Below are 18995 nucleotides of genomic sequence, written 5' to 3'. Positions count from 1 at the left end.
GGGCTGCAAAGCAGCCCCAATGATCCAGGCCTGGTCGCGAAATCAGCGATCCGGCAAGGTGATGTTCAGCTCCAGAATCGAGCAGCTACCCTGGTTTTCCAGCTCGATATGCACATCATCGTTGCCGATGTTTACATATTTGCGGATCACTTCCAGCAGTTCTTTCTGCAGCGCTGGCAGGTAGTCCGGTTCGCTGCGTTGGCCGCGCTCGTGCGCCACGATGATCTGTAGACGCTCTTTCGCTACCGACGCGCTGGTCTGTTTCTGTCTGCCACGAAAGAAGTCAAAAAGGTTCATGGTTTACTTGCCTCCAAACAGGCGCGCGAAGAATCCTTGCTTCGGCACTTCGATGAACCGCAGGGGCTTTTCTTTGCCCAGCAGACGGTCGACGGTATCGCTATAGGCCTGGCCGGCATCGCTCTGGTCGTCGAGGATGACCGGGATACCCTGGTTGGAAGCCTTGAGCACGGCCTGGCTCTCGGGGATCACACCCTTGAGCTTGATCGCCAGGATTTCTTCGACGTCGGCGATGCTCAGCATTTCGCCCTTTTCCACGCGCTCCGGGTGGTAGCGGGTGATCAGCAGGTGTTCCTTGATCGGCTCTTCGCCATTTTCGGAGCGGCGCGACTTGCTCGACAGGATGCCCAGCATGCGGTCGGAGTCACGTACCGAGGACACCTCGGGGTTGGTGACCACGACGGCTTCGTCGGCAAAGTACATGGCCAGGTGTGCGCCTTTCTCGATACCGGCCGGCGAGTCGCAGATGACAAAGTCGAAGTCTTTCTTCAGCTCCATCAGGACCTTTTCCACGCCTTCCTGGGTCAGCGCGTCCTTGTCACGGGTCTGGCTGGCGGCCAGCACGTACAGGTTCTCGAGGCGCTTGTCCTTGATCAGGGCCTGTTGCAGGTTGGCTTCGCCGTTGACCACGTTGACGAAGTCATACACCACGCGGCGTTCGCAGCCCATGATCAGGTCGAGGTTACGCAGGCCCACGTCGAAGTCGACGATGACGGTCTTGTGGCCACGCAGTGCGAGGCCGGTACCAATGGCGGCGCTGGTAGTGGTCTTGCCCACCCCCCCCTTGCCGGAAGTAACCACGATAATCTTGGCCAAGGTGTTTCACCCCTAAAATAATCGGGACACAAGTCCCTGCAAAAATACAAAAAAATGGCAACGGTAAGAAAAGTTGCACTAAAAATGCTGGCAAGTATCCGTTAAAGACGGGTGATGTTCAACACGTCGCCAGACAGGCTGACTTGCACGCCGGTGCCCCACAGCGGGTCGCGGCGCAGGTCTTCGCAGACCTTGTACTGGCCGGCGATGGAGACCATTTCGGCGGTCATCTGCTGGCAGAAGATACGTGCCTTGGTATTGCCTTTGATGCCGGCCAGGGCGCGGCCGCGCATGGCGCCGTACACATGGATGTTGCCATCGGCCAGAAGTTCCGCCCCCGGGCTGACCGAACCGGTCACCACCAGGTCGCCGCCCTGGGCATAGATCTGCTGGCCGCCACGTACTGGCGAAGTGATGATTCGGGTCGGGCGCACCTCGGGTTCAAGGATCGGCGGCGGGACCGGGGCCGGCTCGGGCTTCTTCACCTCGGGCTCGGGCTCCAGCGGCCGTTCGCGGGCGCCGGATGGTGGCAGCACCGGCAGGTCGATGGCGATGGCCGCGGCGATGTCTTCGATACGGCTGGCACGGATGGCCAGGGTGCGCAGGCCGTGGTGGCGGCAGATCCGCATCAAGCCGGGCAGGTCGATTGCCCCTTCGCCGGCCGGCAGCTTGTCCAGCGCCAGCACCAGCGGCGTGTTGCTGAAGAAGTTCGGTGCCTGGGCGACTTTGGCCGCCAGTTGGCGGTCGAGGGCCTCAAGGTCATTGCGCGCCAGCTCCAGCACTGTAATGGCGAGCATGCTGCCCTTGAGCTGGAACACGGAGGCGGTATCGGGTGTGTGGTTTGGGCTCATGGTCTGCATAGACGGCTTGTTGCGAAAAAAGTGCCCTGACTTATAACGATAAGACCGGTTGCCCGCAACATGCGCTGATCCGTTGTAGAATGCGCGGCCTTTGTCTTTCCGGAAGCTTCAATGGAACGCCCGCGTTTTCGTCCCTATTTCCTTCACCCACGTTTCTGGGGCCTGTGGTTGGGCCTGGGCCTGCTGTGGCTGGTGGTCCAGTTGCCGTACCGGGTCCTGTTGAAAGTCGGTGCCGCGCTGGGTGCGGTGATGTACCGCTTTGCCGGTGAGCGGCGGCGCATTGCCGCGCGCAACCTGGAACTGTGCTTCCCGGAGCTGTCGGTCGACGAACGGCAGCGTCTGCTCAAGGCCAACTTCGCCTCCACCGGTATCGCCTTCTTCGAAATGGCCATGAGCTGGTGGTGGCCCAAGGCCCGGCTGGCGCGCCTTGCCCATGTCGAGGGGCTGGAGCACCTGCAGGCCGCCCAGCAGGCGGGGCAGGGTGCCATCCTGATGGCGGTGCACTTCACCACCCTGGAAATCGGCGCCGCGCTGCTCGGCCAGCAGCACACCATCGACGGCATGTACCGCGAGCACGGCAACCCGCTGTTCGACTTCATCCAGCGCAGCGGCCGCGAGCGGCATAACCTCGACTCGCTGGCGGTGGAGCGCGAGGATGTGCGCGGCATGCTCAAGCTGCTGCGTTCGGGCCGGGCGATCTGGTACGCACCGGACCAGGACTACGGCGCCAAGCAGAGCCTGTTCGTGCCGCTGTTCGGCATCCCGGCGGCGACGGTGACGGCCACCACCAAGTTTGCCCGGTTGGGCAAGGCGCAGGTGATTCCGTTCACCCAGAAGCGCCTGGAAGATGGCAGCGGCTATCGTCTGGTGATCCACCCGCCGTTGGCGGACTTCCCCGGGGAGAGCGAAGAGGCGGACTGCCTGCGCATCAACCAGTGGGTCGAAAGCGTGTTGCGCGAATGCCCCGAGCAGTACCTGTGGGCGCATCGCCGGTTCAAGTCGCGGCCCGAAGGGGCGCCGCGGCTGTATGACAAGAAGAAGCGTTGAATCTTGTTTTGCCTGTGCCGGCCTATTCGCGGGTGAACCCGCTCCCACAGGTTTTCCACAGGCCCTGAAGGCTTTGTAATACCTGTGGGAGCGGGTTTACCCGCGAAAGGGCCGGCACTGACAGCACATCAACCCCAGGAAGGACTCCTATGGCGCCACCCCCGGTAACCGGTCTCATCCTTTCTGGCGGCGGCGCCCGCGCCGCCTACCAGGTCGGCGTGCTGGCCGGCATTGCCGAGTTGCTGCCCGCCGGCGCGCACAACCCGTTCCCGGTCATCGTCGGTACCTCCGCCGGCGCCATCAACGCCGTCACCCTGGCCAGCGGCGCCACCCATTTCAGCGAAGCCGTACAACGGCTCACCGCCTTCTGGCAGAACTTTCGCAGCCATCTGGTGATCCGCAGCGACTGGCCTGGCGTGGTCCGCCAGGCCAGCCGCTTCGTCGGCCACAACCTGCTGGGCCTGGGTGGCCCGGCGCCGGTGGCGCTACTGGACAGCAGCCCATTGCGCGGCCTGCTGCAGGCACACCTGAACCTGGACGGCATCGCCCACTCCCTGGCCGCCGAGCAACTGCGCGCCGTCGCAGTGACCGCCTTTGGCTACGAATCCGGCCAGGCGGTGACTTTCTACCAGGGCCGCGGCACCATCGAAGCCTGGTTGCGCCACCGCCGCATCGGCATGCCCACGCCGTTGACCATCGACCACCTGCTGGCCAGTGCGGCCATCCCGCTGCTGTTCGCCCCGGTGCGGCTGGGCGACGAATATTTCGGTGATGGTGCGGTACGCCAGTCGGCGCCGATCAGCCCAGCCTTGCACCTGGGCGCCAGCCGGGTACTGGTCGTCGGGGTCAGTGGCAACCCGCAGCGGCCGGCGCCACCGTTGCCGACCCAGCGCGTGTTCAGCGGGCAGCAGCCGAGCCTGGCGCAGATCGGCGGGCACATGCTCAACAGCACGTTCATTGACAGCCTGGAAGATGATATCGAGCTGCTGCAGCGCCTGAACCACCTGAGCCACCTGTTGCCGGCGCACCTGGATGCCCGGCGCCTGGGCCTGGCGCCTATCGACGTGCTGGTGGTGGCGCCCAGTCAGCCGCTGGACGAGATTGCCGCGCGGCACCGGCGCGAGTTGCCGGCGGCGTTGCGCGTGTTCCTGCGTGGGCCGGGGGCGACGCGTACCAGCGGGGCGGGGGTGTTGAGCTATTTGCTGTTCGAGGCCAGTTACTGCAGCGAGCTGATAGAGCTGGGGCGAAAGGATGCCTTGGCCAAGAAGCGGGAGCTTTGCCAGTTCCTGGGGACTTGATGTTGCCAGTGCCGGCCTCTTCGCGGGTAAACCCGCTCCCACAGGGATCGCACAATACCTGAGGGTGGTGCAGTCCCTGTGGGAGCGGGTTTACCCGCGAAGAGGCCTGGCCTGCCTACTCGGCTATCTGCAGCTTGCGCGCCTGGGTATACACATACCGCACCTTCTCGTACTCGAACGGCGAGTTGAGCTGGCCATAGCGGAATTTGGTGCTGTAGCGCTTGTCCACCACACGCAGGACGGAGATTTCCGGGTGGTCGCTGCTGGCTTCGGCCACATTCAGGTAGTTGATCGCCTGTTCGCCCGCATAATCCACCACCAGCCCGGTGGTATCGCGCAGGTTCGACGGCCCCAGCACTGGCAGCATCAGGTACGGCCCGTCCGGTACGCCGTAGAAGCCCAAGGTCTGGCCGAAGTCTTCACTTTGCCGCGGCAGGCCCATGCTGGTAGCCGGGTCCCACAGCCCACCCACGCCGATGATGGTGTTGAACATCAGCCGTGCGGTGATCTCCGCCGAGCGCTTGGCCTTCAACTGCAACACGCTGTTGAACAGGTTCGGCACGTCGCCCAGGTTGTTGAAGAAGTTGGTCACCCCGGTGCGCACGAAGCGCGGCGTGACGTACTGGTAGCCGCTTACCATGGGCAGCAGCACCCATTGGTCCAGACGGTAGTTGAAGTGATAGACGCGCCGGTTGATCGACTCCAGCGGGTCGTACACGTTCAGTGCCTGCAGGGTAGAGCGCTCGAACTCGCGCTGGTCCAGCCCCGGGTTGAATTTCAGCTCGCGCAGCGGGTCGAGGAAACCATCGGCCTCGGGCGCCAGTGGTGCTTCGGTAACTTGCGGGTCGGCTTCGACCACGCTGGCCCGGGGGGCGGTTTCGGCGGCCAGGGCATGGCCGGTGGCGAACAGGGCAGTGGCGAAGAGGAGTTTGTTAACCACGGAAGAACTCCAGCATGGCGTCACTGTTGACGCGGTAATTGAGGTTGCCGCAATGGCCGCCGTGGGGGTAAAGGGTCAGGCGCTCACCGAATACCTTGCGCAGGAAGCCGATGTCGCCGGGGCCGAGGATGACGTCGTCGGCGTTGTGCATCACGGCGATCTTGTCGCTGCTGCTCAGGTAGTCCTCCAGCGCATACAGGCTGACCTGGTTGACCAGTTGCAGGATGCTGTTGCCATCGGTGCGGGCGCGCCACATGGGGATGACCTGCTCGGTCATGTAGCAGTCGAAGTCGCACTGCAGGGCACGCTTGAAGAACGGCGTGAGGCTGCTGCCTTCGGTGATCGGGAACTTCGGCGGAATGATCAGGCCGCGGCGGTTGATCAGGTCGGAGGTGAAGGCAATGTCGGCCGCCGAGAAGCGGAACGAGGTGCCGATCAGCATGGCCATCTGCTCGTTGGACAGGTGCTGGCGCGACTGCTGGAAGTCGTACAGCAGGGCTTCATTGAGGTCGATGTAGCCCTTTTCCTGGAAGTAGCGGGTCAGCTTGGCCAGCATCAGCTCGTAGAAGGTGGTGCTGCGGTCGATACCCTTGACCTGGGTCTGTACCAGCTTGTCGAGGTTGTTGATCGAGGTGTACAGGTTGACCGGCGGGTTCAGCAGCAGCACGCGCTTGAAGTTGAAGCTGCGGCGGGTTTCGTCCAGGTGGCTGACGAAGGCCGCGTCGAGTGCGCCCAGGCTGTAGCCGGTGAGGTAGAACTCGCTGATTGGCAGGCGCGGGTGCTGGGCGCGCACGGCCTGCATTACCCGGTACATGTCTTCGGCATCCTCCTGGCTGACGCCGGGGGTGGCGAAGCGCGAGGCGGCGCTCATGAAGTCGTAGCTGGTGGGCGACGACAGCTGCACCACGTGGAAGCCGGCCTGGTAGAACAGCTTTTTCAGGTATTCGTTGATGCTGCTGGTGTAGGGCGCACCGGTACCGGCGATGATGAAGATCAGCGGTGCCTCGTGGTCCTGGCGGGCCAGGCGGTACTTGAGTTTTTTCACTGCCCAGAAGTTGTCGGGCAGGGTGAACTCACGGTCCGGGCGCAGATTGAGGCTGTAGTCGGACTGGCTGATTTCGTCATCGTCGGGCAGGGTGGGGCGCTGGTCTGGCGGCGTGGTGGCGATGGTTGCCTCGAACGGGTTGGTCAAGGGGTAGCCATAGCTCGCGGCGTCGATATCCCGCGCCGAAGCGGCCACAGCCATGAGCAGGCCGCCGAGCAAGGCAGCGAGGCGCAAAGATCGAAGCATGTAATCCCCCAGAAGAACGCAAGGTCGAGCAGTGTGCAGGCTAGGACCACAGCGGACCGGGCAAAGTTGCCAAGTGCGGTGGTCTTTGGTGCAGTTGTTAACTGCAACATAGCTGCAGAGATGTGATTTTGCCTTACAACAGGGCATAAGCGATCATGGATGCTTTCGATTACCGCTATTGGAGAACTGGATGTCTCGTTCGCTGCCGGCTGCGCTGCTTTTGCTGTTTCTGGGGCTGTGGCTTGCTGCCAGTTATGGCGTGCGCTACGGGCTGATGGAAGACGGGCAATGGGTTGGGCTGTGCACGGCGCCGGCGGCGTACTGGCAGTGTGAGGTGCGGTCGTTGCTGGGGTTGGGCATTCATCATCAGGTGATGGCCTGGAGCGGGCTGGCGCTGGCGCTGCTGGCGCAGGTCGTTGCTGGCCGTAGCGGCTGGTGGCTGGCAGTGGTGGCGTTGGTGTTCGCAGTACCGGCGCTGGTGCTGTATACCGCCAGCATTGCCGTGTTCGCGCTGGTGCTGGCGGGGTTGCGGTTGGTCAGGCAAGCGCGGCGTGGCTGAAAGGGAGATGCCTTGGTTGTTGTGCCCCTGCCGACCCCACCCTAATGCTCAAGCCGGTCGCAATCGCAAGCTCCGCCACAAGGCAGCCGTCATCAGCACACTCACCCCGGCCCACCCCCAGGCCTGCTGGTTCTCCAGCCCTTCCACAAACAACTGCGGCGCCACCCCGGCACCGACGATGAACGCCAGCAACGCCACCTCCGCCCGCGGCGCCCGCACCGGCCACCGTGCAAACACCAGCGCCGGCAGCGCCAGCGCTGCGCTGGGGAAGCTGCGATAGCGTGGGTCGAACACCATCGCCAGCATGCTGACCGCTGCGGCAAAACCTGCCGCCAGCAACAACCAGCCGGCCCGCGCCTGCAGCCAGGCGTACAGGCGCTCGCGCCAGCCCGTGCGCCGCGCCAGGGCCAGCACGGCATGGGCCATTACCAACAGGTTCAGCCCCGCCAGCAGCAGCGCCCACAGCCATTCCCCGGCAAACCGCGCATGGGTGCGCATCAGCTCGCCCCAAAGCCCCAGGCAAGCGGCACCAAACGCCGCCAGCAACGGCAGCAATATGGCCGCTGTCGGGGTGGCAGGGCGCCCGGCAAGCATCAGCATCAGCACCATCAGCACGGCACCGGCCAGCAACCATTGCGGCCAGTAAGGCAGGTTGCTCACCGGCCCTTCAAGTACGCCCTTGTCCTGCCGGTCGGCATCGTAAAGCCCCCAGTAACCACCGACCGCCCCTTCATTGGCGCGCTTCCATGGCTGGTCGAACGCCTCGATCAGGTTGTAATGCCAACCGTTGTTTTCGGCCATGGCCACAAACCCACGAATGAAGCGCGCCTCGTTGACCCGGCTGGGCTCCGCGGTCTCGCGCTGGCGGCCTTCGCTGGGCCAGCCGGTTTCGCCGATCAGAATGTCCTTGGGCGCGAAGCGCGTGCCAAACACCCGGCGCACATCGGCGACGTGGGCCAGGGCTTCGTCGATGCCTCGCGGGTCGTCTTCCCAGTAAGGCAGCAGGTGGATAGTCAGGAAGTCCACCGCAGGTGCCACCTGCGGGTGCTGCAACCAGAATTCCCACACATCGGCGTAGGTTACCGGCACCTTGACCTGGCTTTTCACCCGGGCGATCAGCGTGGCCAGGTGCGCGCCGGTTACTTCCTTGCGAAGCAGCGTCTCGTTGCCGACGATCACCGCGCTGACCACGTCGGGGTTGGCGTTGGCGGCGGCGATCAGCAGGTCGATTTCTTTCTCGGTGTCTGCCGGGTGGGCATTGACCCAGGCACCCAGCATCACTTTCAGGCCATGCTTGCGCGCCAGCGCCGGGATCGCCTCAAGACCGGTCTGGGAATAGGTACGGATGCACTGAAAACGCTCGGCCAGCAACGCCAGGTCGGCATCCATGCGTGCCGGGCGCAGGCGCAACGGCTGGTCGTAGGGCGACTGGTCCTTGTCGAACGGGGTGTACGAGGCGCATTGCAGCTTGTGTGTCGGGCTGGCCGCGTCGGGCAGTTGCACCGGCTTGCCAAGCCCGTACCAGAGCCCTCCGAGCCCGAGCAGGGCGAGCAGGCAGGCAAGCAGGTACAACGGCAGCAGCAGGCGGGTAGAACTGGGCATCGGGCGGTCCATCGTCAGGCGCAAAAGGGTAGATAGTAGCCCGGCGCCAAACCTTTGGCATGCAAGGATCGCGCAGGTCGGCGTACGCCGATGCCGCTAATGGCATAGTGCTGTCGCATATGGGGCGGCTACAGGTCGTAGCTGGAGCAGGTCGACTATTGTTGCAGGACGATGATGCAAATTCCGAGACCTGACGAGGGGATGCTTTGATGGCTGCTATTACAAGAATGCGACGTTTCCTGGGTGTGGGCACCGCCATGGTACTGGCCATGAGCGCGGCACAGGCAATGGCCAAAGAAGTAAGCATTGGTTACGTGGATGGTTGGGCTGACAGCGTGGCGACCACCAACGTGGCCGCCGAAGTGATCAAGCAGAAACTCGGTTACGACGTGAAGTTGCAGGCCGTGGCCACCGGGATCATGTGGCAGGGCGTGGCAACCGGCAAGCTCGATGCCATGTTGTCGGCCTGGTTGCCGGTGACCCATGGCGAGTACTGGGCCAAGAACAAGGACAACGTGGTCGACTACGGCCCGAACTTCAAGGACGCCAAGATCGGCCTGATCGTCCCCGAGTACGTCAAGGCGGTGAGCATCGCCGACCTCAAGACCGACGACACCTTCAAGCAGAAGATCGTCGGCATCGACGCAGGCTCCGGCGTAATGCTCAAGACCGACCAGGCCATCAAGGACTACGACCTGAGCGGTTACAAGCTGCAGGCCAGCTCCGGCGCGGCGATGACTGCGGAACTGGGCCGTGCCTATGCCAAGCAGCAGTCCATTGCAGTGACTGGCTGGGTACCGCACTGGATGTTCGCCAAGTGGAAGCTGAAGTTCCTCGAAGACCCGAAAGGCGTGTATGGCGCCGCGGAAACCGTGAACAGCATCGGCAGCAAGGAACTGGCGACCAAGGCCCCGGAAGTGGCGGAGTTCCTGAAGAAGTTCAACTGGCAGTCGAAGGACGAGATTGGCGAAGTGATGCTGGCGATCCAGGAAGGCGCCAAGCCTGAAGCGGCGGCCAAGGACTGGGTGGCCAAGCACCCTGATCGTGTGAAGGAGTGGACTGGCAAGTAACAACCTGTCAGGACCAGTTTTGCTGCTTCGCGGGTAAACCCGCTCCCACAGGGATATCCACAGTCTTCAGGCTTGTGCACATCCCTTGTGGGAGCGGGTTTACCCGCGAAGAGGCCATCACTTTGTTACGCAACCGGTAAAACACCGTTGCATCTAAGACTAAGGTCGTCTGGTTGGCGTCCGATAGCCGCATAAAGTAAGGGTCGTGGGTTCCACCCCTATCTGTGCTGCTAGGACAAAAACAATGAACGACAGCATTTACCTCTCGATACAAAACAGCCCCCGCTTCAAGGAGCTGGTCACCAAACGCGAACGGTTCGCCTGGATTCTCTCGGCGATCATGCTCGGCCTGTACTGCGCCTTCATCCTCCTGATCGCCTACGGTCCTCAGATCCTGGGCACCAAGCTCAGCCCTGAGTCATCGATTACCTGGGGTATTCCCCTGGGCGTCGGCCTGATCGTCTCGGCATTCGTCCTGACCGCCATCTACGTACGCCGTGCCAACGGCGAATTCGATGAGCTGAACAAGGCCATCCTGAAGGAGGCGCAACAATGATTCGCCATGCCAAAGCCCTGGCCGTACTGGCCTGCGGAGCCTTCGCACCCGCCGTGTGGGCCGCCGATGCCCTGACCGGCGAGGTGCAGAAGCAACCGCTGAACGTTTCCGCGATCGCCATGTTCGTGGCTTTCGTCGCCTTCACCCTTGGCATTACCTACTGGGCCTCCAAGCGCAACAAGTCGGCGTCGGACTACTACGCCGCCGGTGGCAAGATCACCGGCTTCCAGAACGGCCTGGCGATTGCCGGTGACTACATGTCGGCTGCCTCGTTCCTGGGTATTTCCGCACTTGTGTTCACCTCTGGCTACGACGGCCTGATCTACTCGATCGGCTTCCTGGTCGGCTGGCCGATCATTCTCTTCCTGATCGCCGAACGCCTGCGCAACCTGGGCAAGTACACCTTCGCCGACGTGGCCTCGTACCGCCTCGGGCAGAAAGAAATCCGCACCCTGTCGGCCTCCGGCTCGCTGGTGGTAGTGGCCTTCTACCTGATCGCCCAGATGGTCGGTGCTGGCAAGCTGATCGAGCTGCTGTTCGGCCTGGACTACCATGTGGCGGTGATCCTGGTGGGTATCCTGATGTGCCTGTACGTACTGTTCGGCGGCATGCTGGCCACCACCTGGGTACAGATCATCAAGGCCGTGCTGTTGCTGTCCGGTGCCAGCTTCATGGCGCTGATGGTGATGAAGCACGTGGGCTTCGATTTCAACACCCTGTTCTCCGAAGCGATCAAGGTGCACGCCAAGGGCGAGGCGATCATGAGCCCGGGCGGCCTGGTCAAGGACCCGATCTCGGCGTTCTCGCTGGGCCTGGCACTGATGTTCGGTACTGCCGGCCTGCCGCACATCCTGATGCGCTTCTTCACCGTCAGTGACGCCAAGGAAGCGCGCAAGAGTGTGCTGTACGCCACCGGCTTCATTGGCTACTTCTACATCCTCACCTTCATCATCGGCTTTGGCGCCATCCTGCTGGTCAGCACCAACCCGGACTTCAAGGACGCCGCTGGCGCTCTGCTGGGCGGTAACAACATGGCCGCGGTGCACCTGGCCAACGCCGTGGGTGGCAGCGTGTTCCTCGGCTTCATCTCGGCGGTGGCCTTCGCCACCATCCTGGCGGTGGTTGCCGGCCTGACCCTGGCCGGTGCCTCGGCGGTGTCCCACGACCTGTACGCCAGTGTATGGCGCAAGGGCAAGGCCAACGACAAGGACGAGATCCGCGTGTCGAAGATCACCACCGTTGCCCTGGGCGTGCTGGCGATCGGCCTGGGCATCCTGTTCGAGAAGCAGAACATCGCCTTCATGGTCGGCCTGGCGTTCTCCATCGCGGCCAGCTGCAACTTCCCGGTACTGCTGCTCTCGATGTACTGGAAGAAGCTGACCACCCGCGGCGCCATGATCGGCGGCTGGCTGGGCCTGGTGAGTGCGGTGACGCTGATGATCCTCGGCCCGACCATCTGGGTACAGATCCTCGGCCACGAGAAGCCGATCTACCCGTACGAGTACCCGGCGCTGTTCTCCATGGCTATTGCCTTCGTCAGCATCTGGTTCTTCTCGGTCACCGACAAGTCCAAGGCTGCTGAAGACGAACGTGCGCTGTTCTTCCCGCAGTTCGTGCGTTCGCAGACTGGCCTGGGGGCTTCGGGGGCTGTTTCGCACTGATCCTTCCGGCAATGAAAAAACCGCGCTTCGGCGCGGTTTTTTTGTTTTCGCCGCTAGATCATGCCTAGCAGCAACAACACCAACAGGACAACCAGCACCACGCCGATGATGCCGGACGGGCCGTAGCCCCAGCTGCGCGAGTGCGGGAAGACCGGTAAGCCACCAATCAGCAGAAGGATCAGGATGATGATGAGGATCGTGGTCATGACGGAGTCCTTGCGTGGTTGAAGGTCAAGGGCCTCGGACTGCTGGCCTCTTGCAAGTAGGGACTAGTGGGGGGTGTAAAAAATTCCATTTGAGTGGTTGCTTGGGCCGGCCTCTTCGCGAGTAAACCTGCTCCCACAGGATCATCACAGGCCTGTGGGTTGCGCTGTCCTTGTGGGAGCGGGTTTACCCGCGAAGAGGCCGGAACTGACCACACAATCATGCCCTTCCATTCACTACCCTGATGAACCCTGCCTGCCCCCGAGGCCTTGATTAGACTTGTTGCTCAACCCATCAGAACAAGGCCAGCCACCATGCAAAACCGCATCATGATCACCGGCGCCGGGTCCGGCCTCGGTCGCGAGATCGCCCTGCGCTGGGCGCGTGAGGGCTGGCGCCTGGCGCTGGCCGATGTCAACGAAGCCGGCCTGCGCGAAACCCTGGCGCTGGCCCGCGCGGCCGGCGGCGAGGGCTTCGTCCAGCGCTGTGACGTGCGCGACTACAGCCAGCTCACTGCCCTGGCCCAGGCCTGCACCGAGCAATTCGGCGGCATCGATGTGATCGTCAACAATGCCGGCGTCGCCTCGGGCGGGTTCTTCGCCGAACTTTCGCTGGAGGACTGGGACTGGCAGATCGCGGTCAACCTGATGGGCGTGGTCAAGGGCTGCAAAGCCTTCCTGCCGCTGCTGGAGCGCAGCAAGGGGCGGATCATCAATATCGCCTCGATGGCCGCGCTGATGCAGGGCCCGGGCATGAGCAACTACAACGTGGCCAAGGCCGGCGTGCTGGCCCTGTCGGAAAGCCTGCTGGTGGAGCTGCGCCAGCTGGAGGTGGCGGTGCACGTGGTGTGCCCGTCATTCTTCCAGACCAACCTGCTGGACTCGTTCCGCGGGCCGAACCCGGCGATGAAAGCGCAGGTTGGCAAGCTGCTGGAAGGCTCGCCGATCAATGCAGCGGAAATCGCCGACTACATCCACCAGCAGGTTGGCGCGGGTGAGTTCCTGATCCTGCCCCATGAGGCCGGGCGCCAGGCCTGGCAACTGAAGCGTCAGGCCCCCGAGCGGCTGTATGACGAGATGGCTGAAATGGCGGTGAAAATGCGGGCCAAGGCTCATTCGCGATGACACGTCTGTAAGGAAAATTACCTCAAGATGTAGGGTGCTTCTGATTCGCAGCAGAGCTATTGAGTAGCCGAATGCCATCAAGGCAGGCTCCGGTTTTCCCTTTCGTCTGGAGGATCGGAGCATGCTGGTAATAGGGCGCGAAGTAGGGGAGGTCATCGTGATTGGTGATGACATTCGGATCATGGTGGTAGAGACGCGGGAAGGGGTGGTGCGCTTTGGCGTGGATGCCCCGCGCCAGGTGCCGGTGCATCGGGCCGAGGTGTACAAGCGCATCAAGGAAGGGCAGCAGGGTAAAGCCCGCAGGGTTTGATGTTGCCTGTGCCCGCGAAGAGGCCGTACCTGCTAGTCGAGCAGCTCGCGGGGCACATCATGCCTGGCCAGCAACTGGCACTGCTGGCTCTCCGGGTCGAACAGGATGAACGCCTGCCCCTTGGCCAAGGCCTGGCGCACTCGCAGCACACGGGTTTCCAGCGGGGTGTCGTCGCCGTTGTCGGTGCCGTCGCGGGTGACGAAGTCCTCGATCAGGCGGGTCAGGGTTTCGGCTTGCAGTTGGTCGTAGGGGATCAGCATGGTGGGCGTTGCCTAGGGTGTTGGTGGGGACATGCTACGCGAAACATTCGGGATTTTGGGGCTGCAAAGCAGCCCCCTGGGCCCTCAAGGCTTGTTCCCGACCAGGCTATCCACCGCCGGCACCCGCGTATCGCTCTCCATCTGCGCATCATGCTCCAGCTGATGGCTGAAACGTTCCAACGATGCATTGGCCGGTTGCGAATCACTGGCAAACACCGGCGGGCTCAGCAGGTACGCTGACAGCAACCGGCTCAGCGCCGCCAGGCTGTCGATATGGGTCCGCTCATACCCATGGGTGGCATCGCAGCCAAACGCCACCAGCGCGGTACGAATATCGTGCCCCGCCGTCACCGCCGAATGGGCATCGCTGAAGTAGTAACGGAACACATCGCGCCGCACCGGCAGGTCGTGGTCACCGGCCAGCTTCAGCAGATGGCGGGACAAATGGTAGTCATAAGGCCCCGACGAGTCCTGCATGGCCACGCTCACCGCATGCTCGCTGGAGGCCTGTCCTGGCGCTACCGGAGCGATGTCGATGCCCACGAACTCGCTGACATCCCAAGGCAGCGCGCCAGCGGCGCCCGAGCCGGTCTCCTCGGTGATGGTGAACAGTGGATGGCAGTCGATCAGCGGCTGGCGGCCGCTTTCCACCACGGCTTTCAGCGCCGCCAGCAGTGCTGCCACACCGGCTTTATCGTCCAGGTGGCGGGCGCTGATGTGGCCACTTTCGGTGAATTCGGGCAGTGGGTCGAAGGCAACGAAATCACCGATGCTCACGCCTAGCGCCTCGCAGTCGGCACGGGTGGCGCAGTAGGCATCCAGACGTACCTCCACGTGTTCCCAACTGATCGGCATCTGGTCGATGGCGGTATTGAAGGCGTGCCCGCTGGCCATCAGCGGCAGCACGCTGCCACGGTATATGCCCGTGTCGGTGAACACACTGACCCGGCTGCCTTCGGCAAAGCGGCTGGACCAGCAACCGACCGGCGCCAGGGCCAGGCGGCCGTTGTCCTGCAACTGGCGCACGCTGGCGCCGATGGTGTCCAGGTGGGCGGATACAGCGCGGTCGGGTGAGGTCTGCCGGCCCTTGAGGGTAGCGCGTATGGTGCCGCGGCGGGTCAGCTCGAAGGGGATGCCCAGCTCGTCCAGGCGTTCGGCCACGTAGCGCACGATGGTGTCGGTGAAACCGGTGGGGCTGGGGATGGCGAGCATCTCCAGCAGCACGCGTTTGAGGTAGTCGAGATCGGGTTCGGGATGGCGGTCGGACATGGTTGGGGCTCCTTATATCCTGCGGCGGCCTCTTCGCGGGTAAACCCGCTCCCACAGGGACCCCACAGGGCCTGAGCGCAGCGCCGTACCTGTGGGAGCGGGTTTACCCGCGAAGAGGCCAGCAGCGGTTACGCCAGAGGCCGGCTATGCGGAAACAGCAGGTCGATAAAACGCTCGGCGGTCGGCTGTGGTTCATGGTTGGCCAAGCCGGCACGCTCGTTGGCCTCGATGATCACGTACTCCGGTTGCCCGGCATCACGCACCATGAAGTCCAGCCCCACCACTGGAATCTCCAGCGCCCGCGCAGCGCGTATGGCGGCGTCGGCCAGCACCGGGTGCAGGCGTTCGGTCACGTCCTCCAGGGTGCCGCCGGTGTGCAGGTTGGCGGTGCGCCGCACGGCCAGGCGCTGGCTGGCGGGCAACACGTCGTCGTAGCCAAAGCCCGCTGCGCGCAGGGTGCGCTCGGTTTCGTCGTCCAGTGGAATGCGGCTTTCGCCAGCGGTTGCCGCCTGGCGTCGGCGGCTCTGGGCATCGATCAGCTGGCGGATGCTGTGCTTGCCATCACCCAGCACCTGCGCCGGGTGACGGATGGCGGCAGCGACCACTTCATAGCCGATCACCACGATGCGCAGGTCATGCCCGGCGTGGAAGCTTTCCAGCAACACGCGGCTGTCGAACTGGCGGGCATGCGCCACGGCGTGGGTGATGTCTTCGATGCAGGTGAGGTTCACCGCCACCCCCTGGCCTTGCTCGCCATCGACCGGCTTGACCACCACCGCGCCGTGCTCGTCGAGAAACGCCAGGTTGTCGTCGGCATTGCCGGCCATTTGCTGCGCCGGCACCTGCAACCCGGCGTTGTGCAGGGCATGCCGGGTCAGGCGCTTGTCCTGGCACAGGGTCATGGTCACGGCGCTGGTCAGGTCGCTGAGCGACTCACGGCAGCGAATGCGGCGCCCGCCCAGGCTGAGGGTGAACAGCCCGCCGGCGGCATCGTCCACTTGTACCTCGATGCCTCGACGCAGCGCTTCGTCGACGATGATGCGTGCGTACGGGTTGAGGTCGGCTTGTGGCCCAGGCCCCAGAAACAGCTGCTCGTTGATGCCGTTCTTGCGCTTGACCGCGAAGGTCGGCAGGTTGCGAAAACCCAGCTTCTGGTACAGGCGCTTGGCCTGGCGGTTGTCGTGCAGCACCGACAGGTCCAGGTAGGCCAGGCCGCGGCTCATGAAGTGCTCGATCAGGTGGCGCACCAGCACTTCACCCACGCCGGGGCGGGTGCAGTGCGGGTCTACTGCCAGGCACCACAGGCTGCTGCCGTGCTCGGGGTCGTCGAACGCCTTGGCGTGGTTCAGGCCCATGACGCTGCCGATCACTGCGCCGCTGTCTTCGTCCTCGGCCAGCCAGTACACCGGGCCGCCCAGGTGCAGTGGAGTGAGCAGCTCGGCGTCGACCGGTAGCATGCTGCGCGCCTGGTACAGGGTGTTGATCGCCTGCCAGTCGCCCGGGTTCTGCGCCCGGCGCACGCGGAAGCCGCGGAACACGCGCTGCGCCGGGCGGTAGTCGGTGAACCACAGGCGCAGGGTGTCGGAGGGGTCGAGGAACAGTTGCTGCGGGGCCTGGGCCAGCAGCTGTTGTGGCGCGGCCACGTACAGGGCGATGTCGCGCTCGCCGGGGCGTTCTTCCAGCAGGTCGGCGGCCAGGTCGGCCGGGTTGGGGTAGGTGTGGCCGATCAGCAGCCGGCCCCAGCCGCAATGCACGGCGCGCGGCTGGTCGTGGGGCTGACTGCCATCGCCGGCCAGGCGCGCCTGCAAGCGCTCGTAGGACGGCGCCTGGCCGCGCAGCAGGCGCTGACCGTAAGCAGTTTCGTGAGCTTTCATCGGTCAGATTCCTTGTTCGCTCAGCCACAGGTTCAGCGCCGCCAGCTGCCACAGCTTGGAGCCGCGCAGCGGCGTCAACTGGCCGTGTGGGTTGCTCAGCAGGCGGTCGAGCATGGTCGGGTTGAACAGCCCGCGGTCCTGGCTGGGGTCGGTCAGCAGCTCACGCACCCAGCCGAGGGTAGCGCCTTCCAGGTGCTTCAGGCCCGGCACCGGGAAGTAGCCCTTCTTGCGGTCGATCACCTCGTGCGGGATCACCCGCCGCGCCGCCTGCTTGAGCACCTGCTTGCCACCGTCAGGCAGCTTGAAACGTGCCGGAATGCGCGCCGAAAGCTCCACCAGGCGGTAGTCGAGGAATGGCGTGCGCGCCTCCAGGCCCCAGGCCATGGTCATGTTGTCGACCCGTTTGACCGGGTCGTCGACCAGCATCACCGTGCTGTCCAGGCGCAGCGCCTTGTCTACCGCATCGGGGGCACCAGGGCGGGCGAAGTGTTCACGGACGAAGTCGCCGGCCGCGTCGGTTTCCAGCAGCCAAGGTGCCTGCACCGTGTCTCGGTACTCGGCGTGGCTGCGATCGAAGAAGGCCTCGCGGTAGGCGGCAAAGGCATCCGCGGCGCCGTCCACCTGCGGGTACCAGTGGTAGCCGGCGAACAATTCGTCGGCGCCCTGGCCGCTCTGCACGCCCTTGCAGTGTCTGGCCACTTCCCGCGACAGCAGGTAGAAGGCGATGCAGTCATGGCTGACCATCGGCTCGCTCATGGCGCGGAAGGCGGCGGGCAGTTGTTCGATGATCTCGTGCTCGGCGATGCGCAGCTGATGGTGACGGGTGCCGTAGTGCCTGGCAATCAGGTCGGAATACTGGAATTCGTCGCCGCGTTCGCCGCCGGCATCCTCGAAACCGATGGAGAAGGTCGACAGGTCGTCCACGCCCACTTCGCGCAGCAGGCCGACCAGCAGGCTGGAGTCGACCCCGCCAGACAGCAGCACACCCACATCCACTGCTGCCCGTTGGCGGATGGCCACGGCGTCGCGGGTGGCGTCGAGTACGCGGGTGGTCCAGCCTTCCAGGTCCAGCTCACGTTCGTCGGGGTTGGCGCCGTAGTGCAGCTGCCACCAGGTCTGGCGTTCCACTTCGCCATGGTGGTCGATGCGCATCCAGGTGCCGGGTTCCAGCTTTTGCACGTTGGCCAGCAGGGTGCGTGGCGCCGGCACCACGGCGTGGAAATTCAGGTAGTGGTTGAGTGCCACCGGGTCGAGCATCGGGTCGATGTCACCCCCCTTGAGCAGCGCTGGGAGGGTCGAGGCGAAACGCAGGCGCTCGCCGTTGCGCGACAGGTACAGGGGTTTGACGCCCAGGCGGTCGCGGGCGAGGAACAGGCGCTGGTTGTCGCGCTCCCAGATGGCCAGGGCGAACATGCCATTGAGCTTGGGCAGCAAGGCCGCGCCCCAGGCGTGGTAGCCCTTGAGCAGCACCTCGGTGTCGCCATCGGACCAGAAGCTGTAGCCCAGGGCCTGCAGCTCCTGGCGCAGTTCGGGGAAGTTGTAGATGGCGCCGTTGAAGGCCAGCGAAAGGCCCAGGGTGTTGTCGACCATCGGCTGGGCAGAGCCGTCGGACAGGTCCATGATTTTCAGGCGCCGGTGGCCGAGGGCGATCGGGCCTTGGCTATGGAAGCCCCAGGCATCCGGGCCGCGGGGCGCCAGGTGGTGGGTGATGCGCTCTACCGCAGCCAGGTCGGCTGGGCGAGGGGCTTGATCGATGGGGGTAAAACGCAACTCTCCTGCTAATCCGCACATAGGTCCTTACCGGTTTTTCCGTTGGGGAGGGGGTGCCCCGGATTAGGGCACCTTAAGGAACTGACCCATGTGGTTTGTGAGAGTTTTAGATCGATCTGTTATATGAGGTTGGAGTGAAGGGGATGGCGTTGGATTTGTTGTGGCTTTGAGACCGAGCGCCGCCCGC

At 63.9% G+C, this 18995-nt stretch carries 19 protein-coding genes; 8 read left to right on the top strand and 11 right to left on the bottom strand.

Going from position 1 to position 18995, the window contains the following annotated elements; translation table 11 throughout:
* Positions 1-42: 42 nt before the first annotated feature.
* From minE to minC, 3 genes are all read right to left on the bottom strand, one after another.
* Positions 43-297 (bottom strand): cell division topological specificity factor MinE, encoded by a 255-nt coding sequence (minE, locus tag M2S36_RS21980; protein WP_003252572.1) that lies wholly within the window; start codon positions 295-297, stop codon positions 43-45.
* Between the two features lie 3 nt (positions 298-300).
* On the bottom strand, positions 301-1113 hold the full coding sequence (gene minD, locus M2S36_RS21975) for a septum site-determining protein MinD (RefSeq protein WP_013971423.1): 813 nt from the start codon (positions 1111-1113) through the stop codon (positions 301-303).
* 101 nt (positions 1114-1214) lie between these two features.
* Positions 1215-1973: a septum site-determining protein MinC gene (gene minC, locus M2S36_RS21970; RefSeq protein ID WP_063911594.1), complete on the bottom strand. Its 759-nt coding sequence runs from the start codon at positions 1971-1973 to the stop codon at positions 1215-1217.
* A 111-nt stretch (positions 1974-2084) separates the two neighbouring features.
* Between minC and M2S36_RS21965 the strand changes: the two genes are divergently transcribed.
* Complete coding sequence (locus M2S36_RS21965) at positions 2085-3020, top strand: lipid A biosynthesis lauroyl acyltransferase (protein WP_063911595.1); 936 nt, start codon at positions 2085-2087, stop codon at positions 3018-3020.
* A gap of 149 nt (positions 3021-3169) precedes the next feature.
* A complete protein-coding gene (locus M2S36_RS21960; protein WP_207829167.1) occupies positions 3170-4318 on the top strand; it encodes a patatin-like phospholipase family protein in 1149 nt (382 codons plus the stop codon).
* Positions 4319-4433: 115 nt separating this feature from the next.
* On the opposite strand, the gene M2S36_RS21955 is transcribed toward M2S36_RS21960, so the two are convergent.
* The gene (locus tag M2S36_RS21955; protein ID WP_207829158.1) at positions 4434-5258 is read right to left on the bottom strand and encodes an MlaA family lipoprotein; all 825 of its coding nucleotides are present in this window, start codon (positions 5256-5258) and stop codon (positions 4434-4436) included.
* Positions 5251-6549: a serine/threonine protein kinase gene (locus M2S36_RS21950; protein WP_046616718.1), complete on the bottom strand. Its 1299-nt coding sequence runs from the start codon at positions 6547-6549 to the stop codon at positions 5251-5253. The genes M2S36_RS21955 and M2S36_RS21950 overlap by 8 nt, the downstream gene beginning before the upstream one ends.
* 190 nt (positions 6550-6739) lie before the next feature.
* Here M2S36_RS21950 and M2S36_RS21945 point away from each other — a divergent pair, with 190 nt between their 5' ends.
* Positions 6740-7108, top strand: coding sequence for a hypothetical protein (locus M2S36_RS21945; protein ID WP_207829156.1), 369 nt, complete (start codon positions 6740-6742; stop codon positions 7106-7108).
* 48 nt (positions 7109-7156) lie between these two features.
* Here M2S36_RS21945 and M2S36_RS21940 read toward each other — a convergent pair whose 3' ends face one another.
* Positions 7157-8722, bottom strand: a complete 1566-nt coding sequence (locus M2S36_RS21940) for a glycoside hydrolase family 17 protein (protein ID WP_333957839.1) — start codon at positions 8720-8722, stop codon at positions 7157-7159.
* 197 nt (positions 8723-8919) lie between these two features.
* On the opposite strand from M2S36_RS21940, the gene M2S36_RS21935 reads away from it, so the two are divergent.
* The 3 genes from M2S36_RS21935 (at position 8920) to M2S36_RS21925 (ending at position 11997) form a co-directional block, all read left to right on the top strand.
* On the top strand, positions 8920-9780 hold the full coding sequence (locus M2S36_RS21935; RefSeq protein WP_233687907.1) for a glycine betaine ABC transporter substrate-binding protein: 861 nt from the start codon (positions 8920-8922) through the stop codon (positions 9778-9780).
* Between the two features lie 244 nt (positions 9781-10024).
* Positions 10025-10336 (top strand): DUF485 domain-containing protein, encoded by a 312-nt coding sequence (locus M2S36_RS21930; protein WP_003260090.1) that lies wholly within the window; start codon positions 10025-10027, stop codon positions 10334-10336.
* The gene (locus M2S36_RS21925; RefSeq protein WP_063911601.1) at positions 10333-11997 is read left to right on the top strand and encodes a cation acetate symporter; all 1665 of its coding nucleotides are present in this window, start codon (positions 10333-10335) and stop codon (positions 11995-11997) included. Before M2S36_RS21930 ends, M2S36_RS21925 begins: the two co-directional genes overlap by 4 nt.
* Positions 11998-12050: 53 nt before the next feature.
* On the opposite strand, the gene M2S36_RS21920 is transcribed toward M2S36_RS21925, so the two are convergent.
* Positions 12051-12203, bottom strand: a complete 153-nt coding sequence (locus tag M2S36_RS21920; RefSeq protein ID WP_013971433.1) for a DUF3309 family protein — start codon at positions 12201-12203, stop codon at positions 12051-12053.
* Positions 12204-12515: 312 nt separating this feature from the next.
* On the opposite strand from M2S36_RS21920, the gene M2S36_RS21915 reads away from it, so the two are divergent.
* The gene (locus M2S36_RS21915) at positions 12516-13325 is read left to right on the top strand and encodes an SDR family oxidoreductase (RefSeq protein WP_207829152.1); all 810 of its coding nucleotides are present in this window, start codon (positions 12516-12518) and stop codon (positions 13323-13325) included.
* Between the two features lie 121 nt (positions 13326-13446).
* A complete protein-coding gene (csrA, locus tag M2S36_RS21910; protein WP_063911603.1) occupies positions 13447-13635 on the top strand; it encodes a carbon storage regulator CsrA in 189 nt (62 codons plus the stop codon).
* 32 nt (positions 13636-13667) lie between these two features.
* Here the strand turns inward: csrA and M2S36_RS21905 are convergent, their stop codons facing one another.
* The 4 genes from M2S36_RS21905 to M2S36_RS21890 form a co-directional block, all read right to left on the bottom strand.
* Positions 13668-13895, bottom strand: coding sequence for a YheU family protein (locus M2S36_RS21905; protein WP_051099660.1), 228 nt, complete (start codon positions 13893-13895; stop codon positions 13668-13670).
* A gap of 84 nt (positions 13896-13979) precedes the next feature.
* Positions 13980-15164 carry an osmoprotectant NAGGN system M42 family peptidase gene (locus M2S36_RS21900; RefSeq protein WP_207829140.1) on the bottom strand — a complete coding sequence of 395 codons (1185 nt, stop codon included), beginning with the start codon at positions 15162-15164 and terminating at the stop codon, positions 13980-13982.
* Between the two features lie 128 nt (positions 15165-15292).
* Complete coding sequence (gene ngg, locus M2S36_RS21895) at positions 15293-17038, bottom strand: N-acetylglutaminylglutamine synthetase (RefSeq protein WP_207829131.1); 1746 nt, start codon at positions 17036-17038, stop codon at positions 15293-15295.
* A gap of 3 nt (positions 17039-17041) precedes the next feature.
* Positions 17042-18829 (bottom strand): N-acetylglutaminylglutamine amidotransferase, encoded by a 1788-nt coding sequence (locus M2S36_RS21890; protein ID WP_207829128.1) that lies wholly within the window; start codon positions 18827-18829, stop codon positions 17042-17044.
* Positions 18830-18995 lie beyond the last annotated feature (166 nt).

The organism is Pseudomonas sp. SF2 (genome assembly GCF_036858055.1).
In the GTDB taxonomy this organism is placed as follows: Bacteria; Pseudomonadota; Gammaproteobacteria; order Pseudomonadales; family Pseudomonadaceae; genus Aquipseudomonas.
Note: the sequence above shows the minus strand (reverse complement) of the source record. Positions and strands in the feature narration are given on the sequence as shown.

What these genes read in the sequence shown, in the direction of transcription:
- M2S36_RS21900 (WP_207829140.1), bottom strand. Translation starts at nt 15,164, where the DNA reads ATGTCCGACCGCCATCCCGAACCCGATCTCGACTACCTCAAACGCGTG.
- M2S36_RS21945 (WP_207829156.1), top strand. Translation starts at nt 6,740, where the DNA reads ATGTCTCGTTCGCTGCCGGCTGCGCTGCTTTTGCTGTTTCTGGGGCTG.
- csrA (WP_063911603.1), top strand. Translation starts at nt 13,447, where the DNA reads ATGCTGGTAATAGGGCGCGAAGTAGGGGAGGTCATCGTGATTGGTGAT.
- M2S36_RS21935 (WP_233687907.1), top strand. Translation starts at nt 8,920, where the DNA reads ATGGCTGCTATTACAAGAATGCGACGTTTCCTGGGTGTGGGCACCGCC.
- M2S36_RS21960 (WP_207829167.1), top strand. Translation starts at nt 3,170, where the DNA reads ATGGCGCCACCCCCGGTAACCGGTCTCATCCTTTCTGGCGGCGGCGCC.
- M2S36_RS21930 (WP_003260090.1), top strand. Translation starts at nt 10,025, where the DNA reads ATGAACGACAGCATTTACCTCTCGATACAAAACAGCCCCCGCTTCAAG.
- M2S36_RS21965 (WP_063911595.1), top strand. Translation starts at nt 2,085, where the DNA reads ATGGAACGCCCGCGTTTTCGTCCCTATTTCCTTCACCCACGTTTCTGG.
- minE (WP_003252572.1), bottom strand. Translation starts at nt 297, where the DNA reads ATGAACCTTTTTGACTTCTTTCGTGGCAGACAGAAACAGACCAGCGCG.
- M2S36_RS21950 (WP_046616718.1), bottom strand. Translation starts at nt 6,549, where the DNA reads ATGCTTCGATCTTTGCGCCTCGCTGCCTTGCTCGGCGGCCTGCTCATG.
- M2S36_RS21890 (WP_207829128.1), bottom strand. Translation starts at nt 18,829, where the DNA reads ATGTGCGGATTAGCAGGAGAGTTGCGTTTTACCCCCATCGATCAAGCC.
- M2S36_RS21905 (WP_051099660.1), bottom strand. Translation starts at nt 13,895, where the DNA reads ATGCTGATCCCCTACGACCAACTGCAAGCCGAAACCCTGACCCGCCTG.
- M2S36_RS21925 (WP_063911601.1), top strand. Translation starts at nt 10,333, where the DNA reads ATGATTCGCCATGCCAAAGCCCTGGCCGTACTGGCCTGCGGAGCCTTC.
- ngg (WP_207829131.1), bottom strand. Translation starts at nt 17,038, where the DNA reads ATGAAAGCTCACGAAACTGCTTACGGTCAGCGCCTGCTGCGCGGCCAG.
- M2S36_RS21915 (WP_207829152.1), top strand. Translation starts at nt 12,516, where the DNA reads ATGCAAAACCGCATCATGATCACCGGCGCCGGGTCCGGCCTCGGTCGC.
- M2S36_RS21940 (WP_333957839.1), bottom strand. Translation starts at nt 8,722, where the DNA reads ATGGACCGCCCGATGCCCAGTTCTACCCGCCTGCTGCTGCCGTTGTAC.
- M2S36_RS21920 (WP_013971433.1), bottom strand. Translation starts at nt 12,203, where the DNA reads ATGACCACGATCCTCATCATCATCCTGATCCTTCTGCTGATTGGTGGC.
- minC (WP_063911594.1), bottom strand. Translation starts at nt 1,973, where the DNA reads ATGCAGACCATGAGCCCAAACCACACACCCGATACCGCCTCCGTGTTC.